17 protein-coding genes are annotated in these 17,871 nt (G+C 34.0%); 6 read left to right on the plus strand and 11 right to left on the minus strand.

Annotated features, from left to right (window positions below; all coding sequences use genetic code 11):
- Positions 1-195: 195 nt before the first annotated feature.
- From APB85_RS13325 to APB85_RS13335, 4 genes are all read right to left on the minus strand, one after another.
- Positions 196-2,307 (minus strand): tetratricopeptide repeat protein, encoded by a 2,112-nt coding sequence (locus APB85_RS13325; RefSeq protein ID WP_057481919.1) that lies wholly within the window; start codon positions 2,305-2,307, stop codon positions 196-198.
- 435 nt (positions 2,308-2,742) lie between these two features.
- Entirely contained in the window at positions 2,743-2,871 is a 129-nt protein-coding gene (locus tag APB85_RS17610) for a hypothetical protein (RefSeq protein WP_262506252.1), read from the minus strand.
- A gap of 53 nt (positions 2,872-2,924) precedes the next feature.
- Positions 2,925-3,308, minus strand: coding sequence for a hypothetical protein (locus APB85_RS13330; RefSeq protein ID WP_057481920.1), 384 nt, complete (start codon positions 3,306-3,308; stop codon positions 2,925-2,927).
- A complete protein-coding gene (locus tag APB85_RS13335) occupies positions 3,283-3,573 on the minus strand; it encodes a hypothetical protein (RefSeq protein ID WP_057481921.1) in 291 nt (96 codons plus the stop codon). The genes APB85_RS13330 and APB85_RS13335 overlap by 26 nt, the downstream gene beginning before the upstream one ends.
- Before the next feature lie 617 nt (positions 3,574-4,190).
- Here APB85_RS13335 and APB85_RS13340 point away from each other — a divergent pair.
- Both APB85_RS13340 and APB85_RS13345 read left to right on the plus strand, forming a co-directional pair.
- Positions 4,191-6,041 (plus strand): ATP-binding protein, encoded by a 1,851-nt coding sequence (locus tag APB85_RS13340; RefSeq protein ID WP_229792182.1) that lies wholly within the window; start codon positions 4,191-4,193, stop codon positions 6,039-6,041.
- Between the two features lie 9 nt (positions 6,042-6,050).
- On the plus strand, positions 6,051-6,716 hold the full coding sequence (locus APB85_RS13345) for a response regulator (protein WP_057481923.1): 666 nt from the start codon (positions 6,051-6,053) through the stop codon (positions 6,714-6,716).
- A gap of 291 nt (positions 6,717-7,007) precedes the next feature.
- On the opposite strand, the gene APB85_RS13350 is transcribed toward APB85_RS13345, so the two are convergent.
- The 6 genes from APB85_RS13350 to APB85_RS13370 form a co-directional block, all read right to left on the minus strand.
- A complete protein-coding gene (locus tag APB85_RS13350) occupies positions 7,008-7,424 on the minus strand; it encodes a hypothetical protein (protein ID WP_057481924.1) in 417 nt (138 codons plus the stop codon).
- 6 nt (positions 7,425-7,430) lie between these two features.
- On the minus strand, positions 7,431-7,844 hold the full coding sequence (locus APB85_RS13355) for a GreA/GreB family elongation factor (protein ID WP_057481925.1): 414 nt from the start codon (positions 7,842-7,844) through the stop codon (positions 7,431-7,433).
- A gap of 17 nt (positions 7,845-7,861) precedes the next feature.
- Entirely contained in the window at positions 7,862-9,142 is a 1,281-nt protein-coding gene (locus APB85_RS13360) for a Glu/Leu/Phe/Val family dehydrogenase (RefSeq protein WP_057481926.1), read from the minus strand.
- Positions 9,143-9,154: 12 nt separating this feature from the next.
- On the minus strand, positions 9,155-9,319 hold the full coding sequence (locus APB85_RS17370) for a hypothetical protein (protein WP_160319248.1): 165 nt from the start codon (positions 9,317-9,319) through the stop codon (positions 9,155-9,157).
- Positions 9,320-9,489: 170 nt separating this feature from the next.
- A complete protein-coding gene (locus APB85_RS13365; protein ID WP_057481927.1) occupies positions 9,490-10,809 on the minus strand; it encodes a sigma-54-dependent transcriptional regulator in 1,320 nt (439 codons plus the stop codon).
- 1 nt (position 10,810) lies between these two features.
- Positions 10,811-11,911 (minus strand): sensor histidine kinase, encoded by a 1,101-nt coding sequence (locus APB85_RS13370; protein WP_057481928.1) that lies wholly within the window; start codon positions 11,909-11,911, stop codon positions 10,811-10,813.
- Between the two features lie 315 nt (positions 11,912-12,226).
- Here APB85_RS13370 and APB85_RS13375 point away from each other — a divergent pair, with 315 nt between their 5' ends.
- From APB85_RS13375 to APB85_RS13390, 4 genes are all read left to right on the plus strand, one after another.
- Positions 12,227-13,165 carry a sensor histidine kinase gene (locus tag APB85_RS13375; RefSeq protein WP_083482205.1) on the plus strand — a complete coding sequence of 313 codons (939 nt, stop codon included), beginning with the start codon at positions 12,227-12,229 and terminating at the stop codon, positions 13,163-13,165.
- Positions 13,158-13,835, plus strand: a complete 678-nt coding sequence (locus tag APB85_RS13380; RefSeq protein WP_057481930.1) for a response regulator — start codon at positions 13,158-13,160, stop codon at positions 13,833-13,835. The genes APB85_RS13375 and APB85_RS13380 overlap by 8 nt, the downstream gene beginning before the upstream one ends.
- A 582-nt stretch (positions 13,836-14,417) precedes the next feature.
- The gene (locus APB85_RS13385; protein WP_262506257.1) at positions 14,418-15,866 is read left to right on the plus strand and encodes a TrkH family potassium uptake protein; all 1,449 of its coding nucleotides are present in this window, start codon (positions 14,418-14,420) and stop codon (positions 15,864-15,866) included.
- A gap of 10 nt (positions 15,867-15,876) precedes the next feature.
- On the plus strand, positions 15,877-16,575 hold the full coding sequence (locus tag APB85_RS13390; protein WP_057481932.1) for a potassium channel family protein: 699 nt from the start codon (positions 15,877-15,879) through the stop codon (positions 16,573-16,575).
- 174 nt (positions 16,576-16,749) lie between these two features.
- Here APB85_RS13390 and APB85_RS13395 read toward each other — a convergent pair whose 3' ends face one another.
- Positions 16,750-17,394 (minus strand): DsbA family oxidoreductase, encoded by a 645-nt coding sequence (locus APB85_RS13395; protein ID WP_057481933.1) that lies wholly within the window; start codon positions 17,392-17,394, stop codon positions 16,750-16,752.
- Positions 17,395-17,871: the final 477 nt, after the last annotated feature.

A 17,871-nucleotide genomic window follows, 5' to 3' on the forward strand; every position in this document is an offset into this window, starting at 1 on the left:
AATATTAGTCATCACTAACAATTAAAAATGAAACATCCCTCTAGAACTTCTTCGAAATAGTAAATCGGACTTATATAAATCTTAAGATTCAAATCTTCCAAAAAACATTTAACTATTAAATATTATTTCAATAGTGGTATAATGCAAACAAGATTGGGTAGTGAAGGCCTAGAAGATTTTTTAATAATATATAGGTTAATTAATAAAGATTTTATCTATTTCTATTTGTTTGTCTTTATCTACGCCAAATTTCAGGGCGTATCGATCTAAAATTTTCCTTTCAATGTTACTTATTCCACCGTCTTCTAAAAATTCCTTTATTTCTTGAATATAATTCAACTCATTTTCAGCATAACCTGTTGTCAGTATTTCATTTTCGATAATTAACGCATCTTCTTCGGATATACCATACCTTTTTATTTTTCGGTTCAAAATATTCCTTTCCATATCATCTATGATTCCATCATCCTCAATCATAACCAACACATCTTCTCTATACTTTTTCAAATTTGTATCGATCTCCTTATTATTATTGTTTTCGTCAATTAAAAGTTTAGATTCAATGTTTTTATTTGGCTGCAAATTCTCGACATCCTCAAATTCAACAGTTAGGATCCATTCATGTGTGTTTTTCGAAGATGTAGCAATTTCGTTCTCACCATTATAGGTAACTCCAATTTTGGGCAATAATAATTTTAATTCAGCATCAATTTGTTTCAACTCATGAGAAGAAATATTTTCACTCTGAGAACTAGAAATTATTTCATTATGTGCCATAATGTTACCATTTAATCTTTGATCAACTAATCTTTGCCAATTTAGGTCAGAATGGTACCAGATTAAATTTGTTGGAACAAAAGGGGCTTTGACTGGTTTGAAAACTTGTTTCTTTGAAATTTTTAATTTTCCATCAATCAAGGTGTTTTCGGTATTCTCTCCTTTATAGTTAACATGAGCGCTGTTAATTTTATAGTCAATTTTGGCGTCTACTTCGGTACTGGATGTCGCCTTTTGATCTGAAGAGTTACTTTTAGAACTAGAAATTTCTAAACTTTTAGCGCCCAGGCATTGGAGGAGATAACTAAATTCATTTATTCTGTCGAGAAAAAGTTCTTCACTATAATCCTTTAAAGGTAGATAAAGGTTTTGCTTATGAGGGTGGCAGGTATATATCTCGTTAAGATGCGGATGTCCTATAGGAAATTTGATATTTAATGGAAGGTCATTTTTCTTTAAAATAACAATTTCATTCGATTTTGTAGAGTGGATATCTTCTCCAATAAAAATTAATTTGCGTTGATTATACGAAATATCTGAAAAGACTTGCTTGAGTTTACTATAGGATTCCTCTTTTAGAATAAAAGCGTCTTTTTTATACTTCGCTTCCTCATAATTCTCTTCGCTTTTAGCTAAATAATTTATTGCCGGTAAAAAGTTATTTGTTTTCATTAAAATTTCACCCTTCAGTTCATAAGAATATGGAGGCGCCTCGTCATTATCAGGATATTTTTCAATGTATCTATCAATTACTTTTAAAGCTTCTTCAAATTCTTCCAAATTGATTAAGGATAAGGTCCTATTTATATAGTAAAATATAGTGTTTTCATAGGATATGTCTTCAACTTCATATGTGTTTCTAAAATCATCCAAGGTATTTAAGGCTTCCTTAAAATTATTATTTTCAATCAGATCTATAATTTTTGTTTTTGATTCATTATGTTCATTGATGGAAGCAAAACTGATTTGTTTTTTATAATCTACAATTTCATTGAAAAGATCATTTAAAATTCTACAAGTTTCTAAATCATCTGTACAAAATTCGCCCGTGTATATATCTGAATGATGAGTTTCATTCTTATAATAAAACCTAAAAAAACATTCTTCATCGTCCGAATACATAAGCTCTACAAGATCGATATCTTCCCATAATATAATTGCCTGTTGGTAATCTGTCTTTCCGTTACTTTCATTCTCTATAGTTGATGAATTAATAATACCTTCCTCAACTATTAGAAGTGATTCATAAAAATTTAGATTTTTGCTTTCCCAGAAATTTGATTGATCGTCTGAAAAACTAAAGACGAAAGCAAGCAATAAATTGTTTTCGGCTTCTATTAAATTTTCTTCCTCTTCAAATGCAGCATTAGTCTCAATTAGTAATTTATTGTAAGCATTTCTACCTATAATCCGTTTTTCATCGTATGATAGTAGCTGTCCTTCTTCTTCTAGATACACATCACCGAAAAAATTAAGCTTGTTTGAGCATAAACTAAAGGTATACTTGATAATATTGGAAATCTCACTCATTTGTTTAATTAATATAATAATCAATTATTCATTTCTAAAATACTTCTCTTTATTAAATCTAAGAATTAGGCTAATGCATTATATATTCAATTAGTAAATGTGTGGATCCTGGAAGTTATCGTAGGAAAATTCAACTCTCATTCAAAAACTGAATATAATTATTCATTAATTCCTAAATCTTCATTGGCGCAACAGGGTTTGCTGAGTGGATTTTAAAACATAATCCATCAAAGTGCATTTTTTATTTCTGTTTGAACACATTTGGATGTAAATAGCAATAAGGTGTGGTTACTTAAAGGCATTATGGAATCTGATCTTTTTATCATAAAATGTGGAATCAGGAGGACCATATTTTTCTTTTAGTAACTTCTCTTTTCGTATTTTTTTGATATCCAGAGTAACCATTACTCGATTTATTTTATATAAAATTAAACACTAATTCTCCTCGTCTTCTTCTATACATCCCCATTCATATCCGCAATTATTACACTCGTAACAAACCCCATTAAAGAAATAATCATCGTGATTACATACTTCACCGTCTGGATCAATTTTCTGTTGCATATTCAATATTTTTAAAATTATTATTTTATTTAGTTACTCTTATATTATACTTCCTACGTTGTAATATTACCTTTAAACCTATATATTCTCTTAGCAACTTTTCTGTTCTCGCCACCCAATTCTATATTGGGATTTTTTTCATTGAAATTACCTACTACCTTTCCACTATTATCATCCTCGTAAATTTCTTCTATTTCAACATCAACGGCATTTGCAATACGATGAGCAATGGCAAGTTCCTGACTTACTTTGGCGTTTAATTCATTCATTTCTGCCTCTGCTCTTTTTTTATTTAGTTCCGCTTGTATTTTAAGGATATTTCCCCCTTCTAATATGGTTTCGGATATAACTTGAGATTTTTTTATATTATCAAAAATCATTGAATGAATTGGAAATAGGGATTTAATAACCTTATTTGTATTTTTTTCTTGTTTCATGGTTTGTGTTCATATTGATTAAAAAAGGGAATAGAGCAGATTGCGTGAATTCTTCCATAATTTCACCATGCCAGTTGAAGTATCCTCCTCCGGGATTATACCCGATCAAAAGGATCTTTGGTCGCTCCAAAAGCGGACTGAACAGCAATTGACAGCCTTTATATAAAGATTGGATTTCAGGATTTTCTTTTGCTAACCCTACGATTTGTTGATGCAAAAGAAGAGCTCCTTCAGAAATTTCTGAATAGGTTGAAGCAGGCTTCATGTTCTGGTTTCGTTATTTGGGGATTTTGAGGGTAGGGACTTAAAATCTTGTTAAAGATAAAATTAATTTTAAGGATTTATTACGGAAATCCGCATTTTTTATTGAATTTATTCCGATACCATTGAATATTAATTAATTACTATTATTTTTTTAATATACTCATCAATTCCTAAAAAGGCATTACAGAAACTAACCCTCACAGCAAAAAATCCGGCTCCTTGTTATTCTTATAGTTCATAGTAATATTACTTTCGGTTTTGTAATCAGAATAAGATTCCGCTTCGTCCTTTAATTTTCCTTTACCCCTACATATTGGAAAAGTCACAGACTGAAGCGGATCTATTCTTAACATTAAACAACACGAAGCTATTAACTTCGCTACTTATATTTTCAAAGATGAAAGGAAAGGACGCCAAACTATGACGTGAGAGAATTAATGCTGAAAAAAAATACTACTATAAACCTGCAAAACACCAGCCGACGCTAATTAATATAATAAGCCAGGCCGTTATTTTTTAGCGGCTTTTATTTAATTTCGCTTTATGGACCTACGCCCCCTCCTTCATTTTTATAGCATTTTATGTTTCTTCCTGCTTTGCTCCTGCACCAATGAAAAGATGTCTTCTGAGTCTTATGAACAAACCAAGACAGATTCTTCATTTACCTATTTTGAAAAGGGAAAAAATTCCAAAGAAATCAGGGGAAAAATCTCTAATTTCAATAAGGCACTTCAAAGCATCGCGGATAAAAACGACACCCTTTACCCTCTCCTCTTAGACTATAAAATATATTATCATCAGCGTTTAAAGGAATATGATAGCGCGCTTATTTTTGCAGATAGTCTTGAGCGATTGGCTACTTTCAAAAAAGATACAGAGTGGCTCGCTCTTGCGCTTTACCGAAAAGCAGTTATTAACCGTGATTTAGATGATCAGGAAAAAGTTTTTCTATATGCTTTTGAGGCACGTAAAAGCTATCTTCAATTAGGGGATGGTGCAAAAGCAGCACGTAGAAGCCTGGAAATGGCAATAGCTCAAAGTAGGATGCAGGATTATACTGGAAGCCAGGAATCAGCTACTGAAGCTTTACGCCATCTTAATAAAGAAAAAGATCTTCAGTATCTAAGCAGTGCGCATAACATTATAGCGATTGCATATCGAAATCAGGGCTTTTATAAAGATGCCCTTAAGGAATATGAAAATGCCCTTCGTTACGCCTCTAATTTAGATGATAGTTTAACCTATAAAAACAACATTGGATTAGTATATCGGGACTTAGAAAATTACGAGAAAGCAATTTCAATTTTTAAGGAAAGCTATTCCAAGGTTTCTGAGAATGACTACAGTTCTAAAGCAAGATATTTAAACAATCTGGAATTTACGAAATGGTTAGAAAATAATGATAAGGATGTTTCTCCAGGATTGCTAAAAGCTCTGGAATGGAGAAAATCTTCAAATGATAATACTGGAATTGTATCAAGTTATGAGAATTTAGCGAAGTATTACGAAAAGACTAATAAAAATTTAGCTCTTGAATATTCTGAAAAATGGTTGAATGCCGCTAAGGAAAATAACAATCTCCAGGCTCAAATAGATGCATTAAAACAACTTCTCGTAATTACTCCTGGCGACAAGGATTATATTTCAGACTATATTCAGCTTAGCGATAGTTTAAAGAAGATAAACTTACAGGCCAAAAATACCTTTGCCAAAATAAAATTTGATGAGGAACGAAAACAACAGCAGATTTCCGGCTTAGAGGCTTCGGCGGCTGTACAGGCCTTAGAAAACCAGAAGATTAGAACTCGGAATTACATCTTGATATTTATCGCAATACTTGCAATTACATTAGCAATTTTCATCGTTTATTATCTAAGAGAAAAACATAGAAAAGAGAAGATTCGCGAGACCCATAAAACAGAAACCAGGATCTCTAAGAAGATCCACGATGAGCTGGCCAATGATGTTTATAATGTGATGAGTAGCCTGGAAGCAATTGCGCCTACAGCAACGATGGACAGAATTGAACATATTTATAACCGCACCCGAAATATTTCCAGGGAAAACAATGAAATTAATACCGGGGAGGGATATCTCGATCAGCTAGTGTCATCGCTATCTTCTAATTGTCCCAGAGATGCCAGACTTATTTTAAGCGGGGAAAAAACCATTGCCTGGAATGATTTGAATACCGAAAAGAAACTCGTTATTTACAGGGCTTTGCAGGAAATCATGGTCAATATGAATAAACACAGCAAAGCAAGTTTGGTGGCAATTATATTTTCTTCTGAAAAGAATCTATTAAAAATTCAATATTCCGATAACGGGATTGGTGTTAAAAATGAAAGCCTTAAATCAGGAAATGGCGTTCAAAATATGGAAAACCGTATTTTTTCTATAAATGGAAAACTTAAATTTGATACCGAACAAGAAAGTGGTTTAAAAATACTCATCCAAATTCCATTATAGATTAAGGCTATGTTTAAAAAGGTATTAGTTGCAGAAGATATGGACAGCATTAACCACGCTGTAGCATCTATTTTAAATGAATTGAATATTCCGGAAATAACTCACGCGCAATACTGTGACAAGGCATGGCTTTTGGCAAAAAAAGCCTCACAAGATGACGAACCTTTCGATTTACTTGTTTGCGATCTCTCATTTAAAGAAGATCATTGGGATGAAAAGATCAAATCAGGTAAAGAATTGATCGCTCTTTTAAAATCTGAATATCCCGATCTTAAAGTTCTTGTGAATTCTATAGAAGATCATCCCCAAACGGTAAGAGAATTATGGGAATCTGGTAATATAGACGGCTATGTTTGTAAAGATCGCAGAGGATTAAAAGAACTAAAAATAGCGATCGAAAAACTATGGGAAGGGCAAACTTATAACTCCCCAGCAATAGAGAAGGCTTTAAACCAAAATAATTTATTAGTTCTAAACGATTTTGAGATCAATATTGTAAAATTTCTTTCCAACGGACTTACCCAGGATCAAATGCAAGAGGAATTAAAAACTCTGAATATAAAGCCCAGCAGTAAAAGTGCGATTGAAAAAAGACTAAAAGATTTGAGAGAAGAGTTTAACGCCAACACGAATCCTCATTTGGTATCCATAATGAAAGATCTTCAACTGATTTAAGTTTTAATATTTTGGCCATATTGAGTTGAATTTATTTTAAAAAAGAATGGTATATTTTAACTTGAAAATGTCTAGAAAACATGAGTCGAAACGTTAAAGTTTGTTAAAGCGAGACCAATTCGGTGACCAATAAATTTCACCCCTTTGGGAGGACCTGTAAACACTATAAAGTTGAAATTCCGGTCGTCCCCTCCGAAAGCACTTTAAACAATAACCCCTGAATTTTATTACAAAAAAAGGGCGGTTAAAACCGCCCCAAATTAGTCAACCAAACACAGTCTAATTTAAAAACTAGTTGAAACTAACTTTTAAGAATTTAAAGATTAAAGCTTTAAGCTGTCGAAAATCTTTAAAATGTTTGCGAAGCGTAGTTTTAAAAACCAGGTGATCTTTTAAGTAAAAGTTTTCACATTGCACATCGTCACATTCTTTTAAGCCTTCCAGTTTATTTTTGTAATCGAAGAAAGTGCTTAAGTGAAACTCATTTGCTTTATTTATTAGCTCAAGTTGCTTCTTTAAATAAGAGGCATCTTCTTTATTTATCGCTACACTTACAGTTTCCTTCAAGCCCGATCCCAGAATATTGCTAAAGAAATCAATTTCCTCACTAATAATAACAAGGCGGTCTTCCCAGTCTTCTGATTCCGATTGGATACTTAAAATTTGTATTTCTTCATCATTATGATGTTCCTGAAATTTTTCCATCATCTTCCTTTATTTTTGCATTTTTACTTCCCTCTTCATTTGCTCCACTTTTATAATATTGATAAGGTTTTTGCCCGTAGGAAATTCCCATTCTACCTCATCTCCCTGCGCATAACCAAATAAAGCCAGGCCCATAGGAGCAAGTATAGAAATCTTATTTTCTTTGATATTGCTATGATCTGGAGTGACAATCTGGTATGTTCTATTTACACCAAAGGGAGTAGCGATTTCAACTTTAGAGTTGAATCTCACCACATCTTCAGGCATATTTTTTTCACTCACAATTTTAGCTAAATCAAGCTCGTTCTTTAGTTTTTCTATGGAGGCACGATAACTATTATCTTTATAATATTGCGCCATGGAAACTATACGCTTTAAAAGCTCATATTCTACCTCTTCAATTATAATGACATCATATTTCATTTCTTCACCACAATTAATTAAGGAAAAATACCGCGCTGGTTATAAGCAGTCTCTATCCTGGAAATAGCCAGAATATAAGCCGCTGTTCTCCAGTCGGTGTTTCGTTCTTCAACTTCTTTTTCAACTTTTTTAAATACCTGAAGTAATTTTTTCTCTAATTTCTGCATCACTTCATCAAGCTCCCATAATTCACCATTTCTATTTTGCAGCCATTCAAAATAACTACCTATTACTCCTCCTGAATTACATAAAATATCAGGGATCACGGTGATTCCCTTTTCTAAAAGAATCGCTTCACCTTCTTCGTTTGTAGGACCGTTAGCTCCTTCAGCAACTATAGTGGCCTTTATTGTATAAGCATTATCGCCTGTAATCTGGTTACCAAGAGCGGCAGGAATTAAAATATCGCATTCCAAACCGAAGAATTCTGCAGGATCCATCTCGTTTGCTTCAGTAAAGCCCTGGATAGAACCTTTTCGTGGACTCGAATGTTCAAATAATTTTTCTACTGAAATTCCTTCTTCATTAAATAAGGTGGCGTGCGCATCCTGTACCGCAATCATTTTGGCACCATCTTCTATCAAGAACTTTGAAGCCCAATAGCCTACATTTCCAAATCCCTGTACTATAAATGTTTTGTCTTTTAAAGATTCTCCCCGAGATTTCACAAGTTCCTTGGTGGTTAAATACACTCCAAAACCGGTAGCGCGGTCGCGGCCTTCCAAACCACCTGAACCCACAGGTTTTCCGGTTACTACGTGCTGATTTTGCGAACGTTCTGAAGTAGAAATTGTAGACATATAAGTATCTGCAATCCAGGCCATGGTTTGCGCATTGGTATTTACATCTGGTGCAGGAATATCGTGTTCCGGACCTATATTTTCGCCTAAGGCATAGGTGAATCTACGGGTAATTCGTTCCAGTTCTGCATCAGAATAATTTCGGGGATCTATCTGGATTCCTCCTTTTGCGCCGCCATAAGGCAAACCGGCCAAAGAGGTTTTCCAGGTCATCCACATGGCAAGGGCTTTGGCAGCATCTACATCTACCGTTGGGTGGTAACGTAAACCGCCTTTATATGGTCCCAGGGCATTATTATGTTGCACCCGGTAACCGGTAAAAATCTCTACTTTCCCATTATCCATTTTCACCGGAAAATGTACCACTATCTCGTTATTGGTAATTTCAAGTATTTTCTTAATATTCGGGTTTAGATCAATGATTTCGGCCGTTTTATTAAACTGTTTAATAACCGTATCATACATACTTTGTTTGGGCATTGACTTTGTCGCTATCATTCTTTTAAAATTTTATTGAAAATGTTCACAATACATTTTTCGGTTGTCTTTCCAGGAGCAGTGGTGCCTTAAATCGCAATTAAAACAAAGCGTTTTAAAAAGTTCACTACCTGCGTGCTGTAGCTCCTTTTCGCTCTCCTCCATAACTGATGGTCTTTCCATTTCAACTATATTCATAGAATCTGTATTTTGGAAGACCTTAAAGCTAAAGCTGTGCCCTAAAAATTAAAAAATGAGTAGGATAATTTTAATCGATTGATTATCAATGAAAAGAAAATAAAAATAGCATTCTTCTTATTTTCTCTACTGAAAAGAAATTACCCGGATGGGAGATAATTACCCGGAGCTTATTTAATCTTTTCGCGTAAGGTTTTACGGTCTATTTGAAGGATTTCTGCAGCTTTAGATTTATTTTGATCTACCGCGGCAAGAACTTTTAGAATATGCTTTTTTTCGACTTCCTTTAAAGCAACTAATTCTTCGTCTACAGCGGGAACCTGGTATTTTATTGAAGGAGGTAAATCTTGCGGAAGAATTTCGTTTTCACTCATAATTATGGCCCGTTGAATTACGTTCTCTAATTCCCGAATATTCCCCGGCCAATTATAACGTTTTAAAATTTCAACAGTTTTATCAGATAACTTTAAACCACTCTTTCCGTAATCTCGCTGGTATTTATCCAGAAAAGTTTTGGCAAGTGCTAAAATATCCTCTTTTCGTTCCCGCAAAGGCGGTGTTAAAATATCTACCACATTTAAACGATAATAAAGATCTTCCCTAAAAGTTCCTTTTTCCACCATTTCGCGTAAATCACTGTTAGTTGCGGCAATTACCCGAACCTGGATTTTTTCTGAATTTCTGGCACCCAGTTTTCGAACTTCTTTTTCCTGAAGTACACGTAATAATCTAACCTGAACCGCCAGTGAAGCCGTACCAATTTCATCTAAAAAAATAGTACCGCCATTTGCCGCCTGAAAGTAACCTTCACGGGTTTCTGAAGCACCGGTATAAGCTCCTTTGGTGGAGCCAAATAATTCTGATTCCAGTAAATTCTCTGGAATAGCACCACAATTCACCGCGATAAAAGGATTTTGGGCAAAAGATCCTTTATAGTGAATTGCCCGCGCCACCAGTTCTTTCCCGGTACCGCTCTCCCCTCTTATTAAAATTGTAGCCCGATTATTTTTCACTCTCTCTATAATATCTACCAATTCTTCAAATTTTGCTGAAGAGCCAACCATCCCGCCGTAATTGGATCTAATTTCGTTTGTAGAGGAGTTTTTTTTCGCTGATGTTCGGTTAACTAAAGATTTTTTAACTGAAGTAAGTAACTCGGTTTTTGTAAAAGGTTTTGGCAAATAATCCAACGCGCCAGATTTTATTGCTGTAAGTGCATTATCTATAGAAGGATAACCGGTAATTACAAGTTTTGGAATTTCAGGATAATGATCGTCTACGTATTTCACTAATTCCATCCCGTTCATTTCCGGCATTTGTAGATCGGTAATTAATAAATCTATACTGCTGTGCTTTAAAATATCTATAGCTTCCATCACCGACCCTGCCTTGTAAGTATGGTAATTCTCCTGTTTTAGGTGACGATCCAGTACTTCCAGCATATCGTAATCATCATCTACGATTAGTAAGTTTTCTTTGCGTATAGACATCTTAGAAGTTTAATGGTAATTTAATTTTAAAGATACTCCCTTTTGGGCTGTTTGGGGCAATACTAATTTCTCCTTTATGACTTTTAATAATGCCGTGGACCACACTTAAACCAAGCCCGGAGCCCTCTCCCAGCGGCTTAGTAGTATAAAAAGGTTCAAAAATTTTATCTTTTACTTCAGGATCAATTCCTTTTCCTTCATCGGCAATTTCAATAGTATAATGCATTTGGTCGCTATAAACCGAAATAAGAATTTGCGAATTTTCGGGTGAATAATAAATCGCATTAATTACCAAGTTAAAAAAGACCTGGGTTAGTTGTATGGGGTCCACCTGTGCCTTTAAAGCAGGATCCTGAATATTAAATTTAAACCGAATTTTCGCTTTCTTAAAATTAGGCTTTAAAAGCGAAAGTGCCTGGGTAATTACCGGTTCCACTTCAATTTTTTTAATGTCTTGCGGCATATCACAGGAGAAAAACATCAGTTTTTTTACTACCTCCCTGGAATAAATCGCTGAATTAATAATCTTTTGTGCATCCCGCTTTGTTTGTTTTTCAGAAGTTTTTTCTTCAATAAATTCGGCGAACCCCAGGATGTTACCAAGCGGAGTATTTAGCTCGTGAGCTATTCCCGCGGTTATTTCTCCTAATATAGCTAAACGGTCATTTCTTGCGGCTATTAGTTTGAGATGTTCTTCCTGAATTTTAATATTTTGACGTTCAAAAAAAAGGGCGATCTCATAGGCTATCTTATCCAAAAGTCTTTGTTCTTCTACCAGAAAATGCGCTTTAGATAAATCTGAAGCCGGGTAATGCACTTTAATAAAGCCTACTTCATTTTCAGAAATTTTAATTATACTTTTCTGGGAATAAGCTTTTTTTGGAATTGGGTTGGAGCTTAAATGATAAGATTCACATTGTATCTCTACAGTAGCCAACTCTGGAAAACGCCAGGCATTTTTAAGAATTTGCAGAATAGATTTCAAAGTAGCTTCATAAGAACCATCAAATTCTCTTAAGGCAGACGAAACCTGGTAAAGACAGGAGAGTTCTTTAATTCGCTCTTGCAACTTTTCTTCTATCGAAATACTTTGGGCATCCATCTCTAAAGGCTTCTTTTAGCAAATATAGATAGAAAGAGTTGTTAAAGATAAAAATGCCGATGAACAATTAAAACCTCATCTAATTTCCGGTTTCAGAAAACTAAAATCAAAAATATATAATCAAAGATATTTAGTGATATTCTCATTGTATATTTGAATATTAAACCCTGAATAATTGTACTTGTTTAAAAATATAAATGAAAATAGGAGCCTTCAATTTCTTATTGGAATAGGAGCTGTTCTTTTGATCTCTTTTATTTTTATCTCTTTATTGACTTTATTGGTTATCACGTAGTGGCACTAGTCTTACTTTTAATGGTTTCTATTTTAGCCATGTTTTTTAAGATTCTTCCAGTGGTGATCGTGGCAGAGTTGAGTGCCTTAACCTGGAATTTTTTATTTATTCAACCTCAATTAACCTTTAAAATAAACACCCCTGAAGATGCACTTCTGTTTTTAATGTATTTTGTGATCGCTGTCATGAATGCGGTATTTACAACCAAAATAAGAAAGGCAGAAGCCCAGGCCAGGAAAAGAAAGGAAAAAGAAAAAACTATCCATTTATATAATACGCTGGTTAATTCGCTCTCGCACGAATTAAAAACACCCATTGCTGCCATAATTGGATCTGTAGACACGCTGAAGGAAAATACGCAAAAGCTTTCTGCAGAAAACACCATGGATCTCTACAATGAAATTGAAATTGCCGGAAATAGACTAAATGGGCAGGTAAAAAACCTCCTCAATATGAGTCGTTTAGAAAGTGGAGCTATTAGCTTACAACTTAATTGGTATGATATAAATGAGATTATTTATAATTTGATTGACCATAACCAAATAGGCGACAATAAGCATAGAATAATCTATCATTCTAAAGACCTGCCCCTTTTTCAATTTGATGGAACTTTAATTGAACAGATATTACATAATATTATTCATAATGCTATTCAATATACTCCTGAAGGATCCACGATTAAAATTGATGCCACAGCAACAGATCTAGCTTGTATTATTAAAATTTCAGATAATGGGAACGGATTTCCAGAGGAATATATAGAACGGGTTTTTGAAAAATTTTATCGATTACCAAAATCGGTTACCGGAGGAACTGGCCTTGGCCTTTCTATAGCCCAGGGATTTGCCCAGGCTCATAATGGCAAAATTGAATTACGAAATAAAGTAGAAGGTGGTGCAGAATTCACTATTACCATTCCTGCAAAAATGACCGACCCAAAACATTATCAAAATGAATAATGCAGAAATTCTTATTATAGATGATGAGCCACAAATTAGAAAATTGCTCAAAATTACCCTGGAAAGCAACGATTATAAAGTGGTTTTAGCCGAAACAGGTAAAGAAGGTGTTCATCTTGTAGCAAATCATACTCCCGATCTTGTTATTTTAGACCTGGGTCTCCCCGACAAAAGCGGCCATTTAGTTTTAAAAGATCTTAGAGAATGGTATGATAAGTCTATCATCATACTTTCTGTACAGGACGACGAGGCAGATATCATTAAAGCTCTTGATAATGGAGCATCAGATTATCTTACCAAACCATTTAGAACCGGTGAGCTTTTAGCCAGGATTAGAGCTTCCCTGAGAATTAGTTTGAATACCGATTCCCAGCCAAATTTGGTTACAGGCGATTTGGAAATAGATCTAAGCTCAAGAATAGTAAAGAGAGATGAGCATATTATAAAATTAACTGCTACCGAATATAATTTAATCGCCCTTTTAGCAAAAAACCAGGGTAGAGTATTAACCCATCAATTTTTATTAAAAGAAGTTTGGGGCCTGGGTTCTCAAAACGAAACCCAATATCTCAGGGTTTTTGTTGCACAACTTCGAAAAAAACTTGAAAAGAATCCTAATAACCCTAAACACTTAATTACAGAAAGTGGTGTAGGTTATCGTTTTGTCTAATCTTTATAAAATCTTTATTCCCTTGGCGTATATTTTATATTCTACTTATAACCTTAAAACTAACTTTGCAGTACAACTTAATAAGAGTACTGTGGCGAAACCTCAGAAAAAATCAGAAACCAGGAACAACCAATCCTATTTCCATCTTAAATGGCCAGCAATTATAATTGGAGTCTTAGTGGTAATTCTAATAATATTATTTGATCACTGTACCCGTCAGGGAACTATATAACAAAAGATAGGATGTCATCATTTTTCAAGAATATTTTGCCAAAAATATATCAGGAATATAACCTGAATAAAGTCTCAGGGATTTTTAGCATATTTGGAATTATCCTTCTCATTTTCGATTTGGGTTTTACCCACCTGGCAAGCGAAAAACTTTTTTTAAAGAACCTTTATTATGTGGTTATAAGTGTTGGGTTTTTAATTGTGTTAATTAGAAGTCTAATACCCAAACAGACAATCCCTAAAAAAGTACTTTTTTTCGACTGGACGCTCAGTATTATCTTTGGGTTACTCATTCTAATTAAAACAGATTTTATAATAGAAAATTTTAGTTTTCTACAGGTTTTTAATCACATGGGGTGGATTTACTTAGTACTCTGCCTCTTTTTTATCCGAGAAGTTTCTTCTTTTAAAGTAAACTTTAAGAAAGAATATTTGAATCCGGCTCAATTGTTTGTTGGCAGTTTTCTTTTAATAATTTTTTTGGGCACCTTATTACTGCTACTTCCCAAAGCAACACACTCAGGGATAGGTTTAATAGATGCTCTCTTTACTTCTACCAGCGCTGTTTGTGTTACAGGATTGATTGTAGTTGATACCGGAAGTTACTTTACCACATTCGGGCAAACAGTGATTATGATCTTAATTCAGTTAGGCGGTCTCGGAATTATGACCTTTGCCAGTTATTTTAGCTACTTTTTTAGGGGTAATACTTCTTATGCCAATCAGCTTATGTTAAAGGATATCAGCAATTCAGAGAAAATAGGTGAAGTTTTTGTAGTCTTAAAAAAAATATTGCTTTTAACCTTTAGTATTGAAGCAGTAGGAGCCTTTTTTATTTACCTCAATTTAGATAAAGCTTTAATAAACTCAGTATCTGAGCGTATTTTCTTTTCTGTTTTTCATAGTATTTCGGGTTTCTGTAATGCAGGCTTCTCTACCCTGGAAAATAGTTTATATGAACCTGGATTTCAATTTAACTATCCGCTACACCTAATTATTGCCTGTTTATTTATTTTGGGTGGTATTGGATTTCCTATTCTATTAAACCTTTATAAATATTTGAGGTATTATTTTATTCAAAAATTAAAGAAGTTTAAAGATCCTAAACAAGTTACTTATATCCCCTGGGTTTTAAATCTTAACTCGAGAATTGTTCTATTTACTACCATTATTCTTTTAGTGGTGGGCACGGGATTTTTCTATATGTTTGAATACAATAATACGCTAAGCGGGCATAGTGAATTTGGTAAAATTGTTACGGCATTTTTTGGGGCTGCAACTCCAAGAACAGCAGGTTTCAATTCTATTGACACCTCGGCTTTAAATTTTTCAACTTTAATGCTGATTTTTCTTTTAATGTGGATTGGTGCCTCTCCAGCTTCTACAGGAGGGGGAATAAAAACAAGTACATTTGCCCTGGCTACTCTAAATTTTTTCAGTCTTGCTAAAGGAAAAGATAGAATAGAGGTATATAAAAGAGAGGTATCTAATATCTCTATAAGAAGGGCTTTTGCTATTATTTCTCTATCTCTTTTAGTCATTGGAATTTCTTTATCGCTTATATCATTTTTTGAACCAGCTCAAGCGATTATACCTATTACTTTTGAAGCTTTTTCAGCATATAGTACGGTAGGTTTAAGTATGGGAATCACTGCCGGTTTAAGTTCAAGTTCTAAACTGGTAATAATCGCTACCATGTTTATAGGCCGGGTTAGCATGCTTACCTTACTTATAGCCATATTGCGCAATATTAAACACCTTAACTATCGTTACCCTTCAGAAGAGATATTAATCAACTAAAGCAAACTACATGAAATATATTATTATAGGTTTAGGCAATTTTGGTGCTTCCCTGGCAGAGAAATTAACTTCCATGGGAAACGAGGTGATTGGCGTAGATAGTAACCTGGATAAAGTGGAAGCCATTAAAGAAAAAATTACCCACGCTATAAGTCTTGATGCTACCGATATTAATGCGGTAACTAACTTACCGCTGGAAGATACTGATATAGTAATTGTTGGTATTGGAGAGGATAAAGGTGCTAATATCATGACAACCGCATTAATGAAACAACTTAAAGTTAAGAGGTTGATTAGTCGGGCCGTGGCTCCTTTACAGGAAACAGTTTTAGAAGCAATGGGTGTGGAAGAAATAATTCATCCTGAAGAGGAAACTGCAGAACGCTGGGCTAAAAAGCTTAACCTGGAAGGCGTAGTTGACTCATTTGAAGTTACAGGAGATTACAGCATTGTAGAAAGTGAGATCCCCAAAAAATTTGATGGCAAAACATTAGAGGAAATTGGTTTAAAGGAAGATTATAATGTTATTGTGCTTACTACCATTAAATATATGAAAGGTAGAAATGAAATAGGAGCCGCTAAACAGGTATCTGATGTTCAGGGTGTAGCTACAAGGAACACTAAATTACATTATGGAGATATTATGGTTTTATACGGGAATAACCGGGATATAAAAAAGCTGTTAAAAGAGGTTAGGAAAAACTCTTAGTCCCCCAAACTATTGGTATCCAGAACAGTTTTTTTAATTTTAAGTTTTGAAAATTCTGAAAAAAATCAGCCCGTTTATAAAAAAGGACCTTAAAAAATATTTGAGGTCCTTTTTTCTTTAGAGCCATTGTTTCAGTTGATACAGTTCAACTAAAAATTTCCTGTATTTCTTCTTTTAATTAGTTTCAAGTTCTTCCCAGGCCTTTTGCAGAGTTTGTAAAAAAACTTCTGAAGGCTGAGCTCCCGAAATAGCAAATTTATCATCAAAAACAAAAAAGGGAACTCCTCTTACTCCTATATTTCGTGCTTCCATTTCGTCTTGTTTCACCTCATAGCTAAAGGCATCAGAGGCCAGCATATCTTTCACTTCATTAGAATTTATTCCAACTGAAGTAGCGATTTCTTCTATTACTTTGGGGTCATCTATATTTTTACCTTCTGTAAAATGGGCTTTAAATAAAGCTTCTTCAGCCTCATTATCCACTTCTTTTGACTTGGCCAATTGAATAAGTCTATGCGCCATAAAAGAGTTTGCCAATACAGAACCTTCCAGGTTAAAATCCAGGCCTACTTCTTCGGCCATTTGCGTGGCACCTTTAAACATGTCGCGCGCCTGGCTTTCGCTTATATTCTTTACTTTCATAAAATATTCAAGCGTATTTAAATTGGGATCTGTTTTTAGAGTAGAATCCAACTGATAACTTTTCCACTCTATTTCTACTTGATCTTTTCCTGAAAAATCAACAAGGGCATTTTCAAATTTTTTCTTGCCTATATAACAAAACGGACACCTTACATCTGACCATATTTTTACTTTCATCTTTTCTTTTTATGATGTTTGACGTAAATTTTTAAACTATCTTTCAAGAAAGATAGTAGTTTTGACCTCTATTTTATATCTGGAGATATTATTTCTGAAATGCCAACTCGCTTTAATACCTGGTTCAGAAATAAAAGTCAGTAGTTTTATTAAATTCAATCAGCACCATCATAAATAATTTCAAGCAATTACACAGGAAGGCATTCTACCTAATCTTTACTTCCTTTCTTATATTTTCCTGTAAGAATTCTGAAAAGTCGACGAGCAATATAAATACACGTGATCTACGGCCGATAGCGATTAAAAGTAGCCGTACTAAGAATATTCCTCAAAAACTGAAATTTACAAAGTCCTTGGAATTGGAATAAGTATTATATCCGCTTTGTATTTATTAGAATACTTAAAAGAAATAATTTTATTTCTTTTTTTTATTTCCGTCTCTCCAACTCCTTTTCTATATTGTACATACCTAATTCA

This window comes from Salegentibacter mishustinae (assembly GCF_002900095.1).
Classification (GTDB): domain Bacteria; phylum Bacteroidota; class Bacteroidia; order Flavobacteriales; family Flavobacteriaceae; genus Salegentibacter; species Salegentibacter mishustinae.

Coding starts and splice junctions, on each gene's coding strand:
- APB85_RS13325 (WP_057481919.1), bottom strand. CDS start 2,307: ATGAGTGAGATTTCCAATATTATCAAGTATACCTTTAGTTTATGCTCA.
- APB85_RS17610 (WP_262506252.1), bottom strand. CDS start 2,871: ATGCAACAGAAAATTGATCCAGACGGTGAAGTATGTAATCACGATGAT.
- APB85_RS13330 (WP_057481920.1), bottom strand. CDS start 3,308: ATGAAACAAGAAAAAAATACAAATAAGGTTATTAAATCCCTATTTCCA.
- APB85_RS13335 (WP_057481921.1), bottom strand. CDS start 3,573: ATGAAGCCTGCTTCAACCTATTCAGAAATTTCTGAAGGAGCTCTTCTT.
- APB85_RS13340 (WP_229792182.1), top strand. CDS start 4,191: ATGTCTTCTGAGTCTTATGAACAAACCAAGACAGATTCTTCATTTACC.
- APB85_RS13345 (WP_057481923.1), top strand. CDS start 6,051: ATGTTTAAAAAGGTATTAGTTGCAGAAGATATGGACAGCATTAACCAC.
- APB85_RS13350 (WP_057481924.1), bottom strand. CDS start 7,424: ATGATGGAAAAATTTCAGGAACATCATAATGATGAAGAAATACAAATT.
- APB85_RS13355 (WP_057481925.1), bottom strand. CDS start 7,844: ATGAAATATGATGTCATTATAATTGAAGAGGTAGAATATGAGCTTTTA.
- APB85_RS13360 (WP_057481926.1), bottom strand. CDS start 9,142: ATGATAGCGACAAAGTCAATGCCCAAACAAAGTATGTATGATACGGTT.
- APB85_RS17370 (WP_160319248.1), bottom strand. CDS start 9,319: ATGAATATAGTTGAAATGGAAAGACCATCAGTTATGGAGGAGAGCGAA.
- APB85_RS13365 (WP_057481927.1), bottom strand. CDS start 10,809: ATGTCTATACGCAAAGAAAACTTACTAATCGTAGATGATGATTACGAT.
- APB85_RS13370 (WP_057481928.1), bottom strand. CDS start 11,911: ATGGATGCCCAAAGTATTTCGATAGAAGAAAAGTTGCAAGAGCGAATT.
- APB85_RS13375 (WP_083482205.1), top strand. CDS start 12,227: ATGGTTTCTATTTTAGCCATGTTTTTTAAGATTCTTCCAGTGGTGATC.
- APB85_RS13380 (WP_057481930.1), top strand. CDS start 13,158: ATGAATAATGCAGAAATTCTTATTATAGATGATGAGCCACAAATTAGA.
- APB85_RS13385 (WP_262506257.1), top strand. CDS start 14,418: ATGGGGTGGATTTACTTAGTACTCTGCCTCTTTTTTATCCGAGAAGTT.
- APB85_RS13390 (WP_057481932.1), top strand. CDS start 15,877: ATGAAATATATTATTATAGGTTTAGGCAATTTTGGTGCTTCCCTGGCA.
- APB85_RS13395 (WP_057481933.1), bottom strand. CDS start 17,394: ATGAAAGTAAAAATATGGTCAGATGTAAGGTGTCCGTTTTGTTATATA.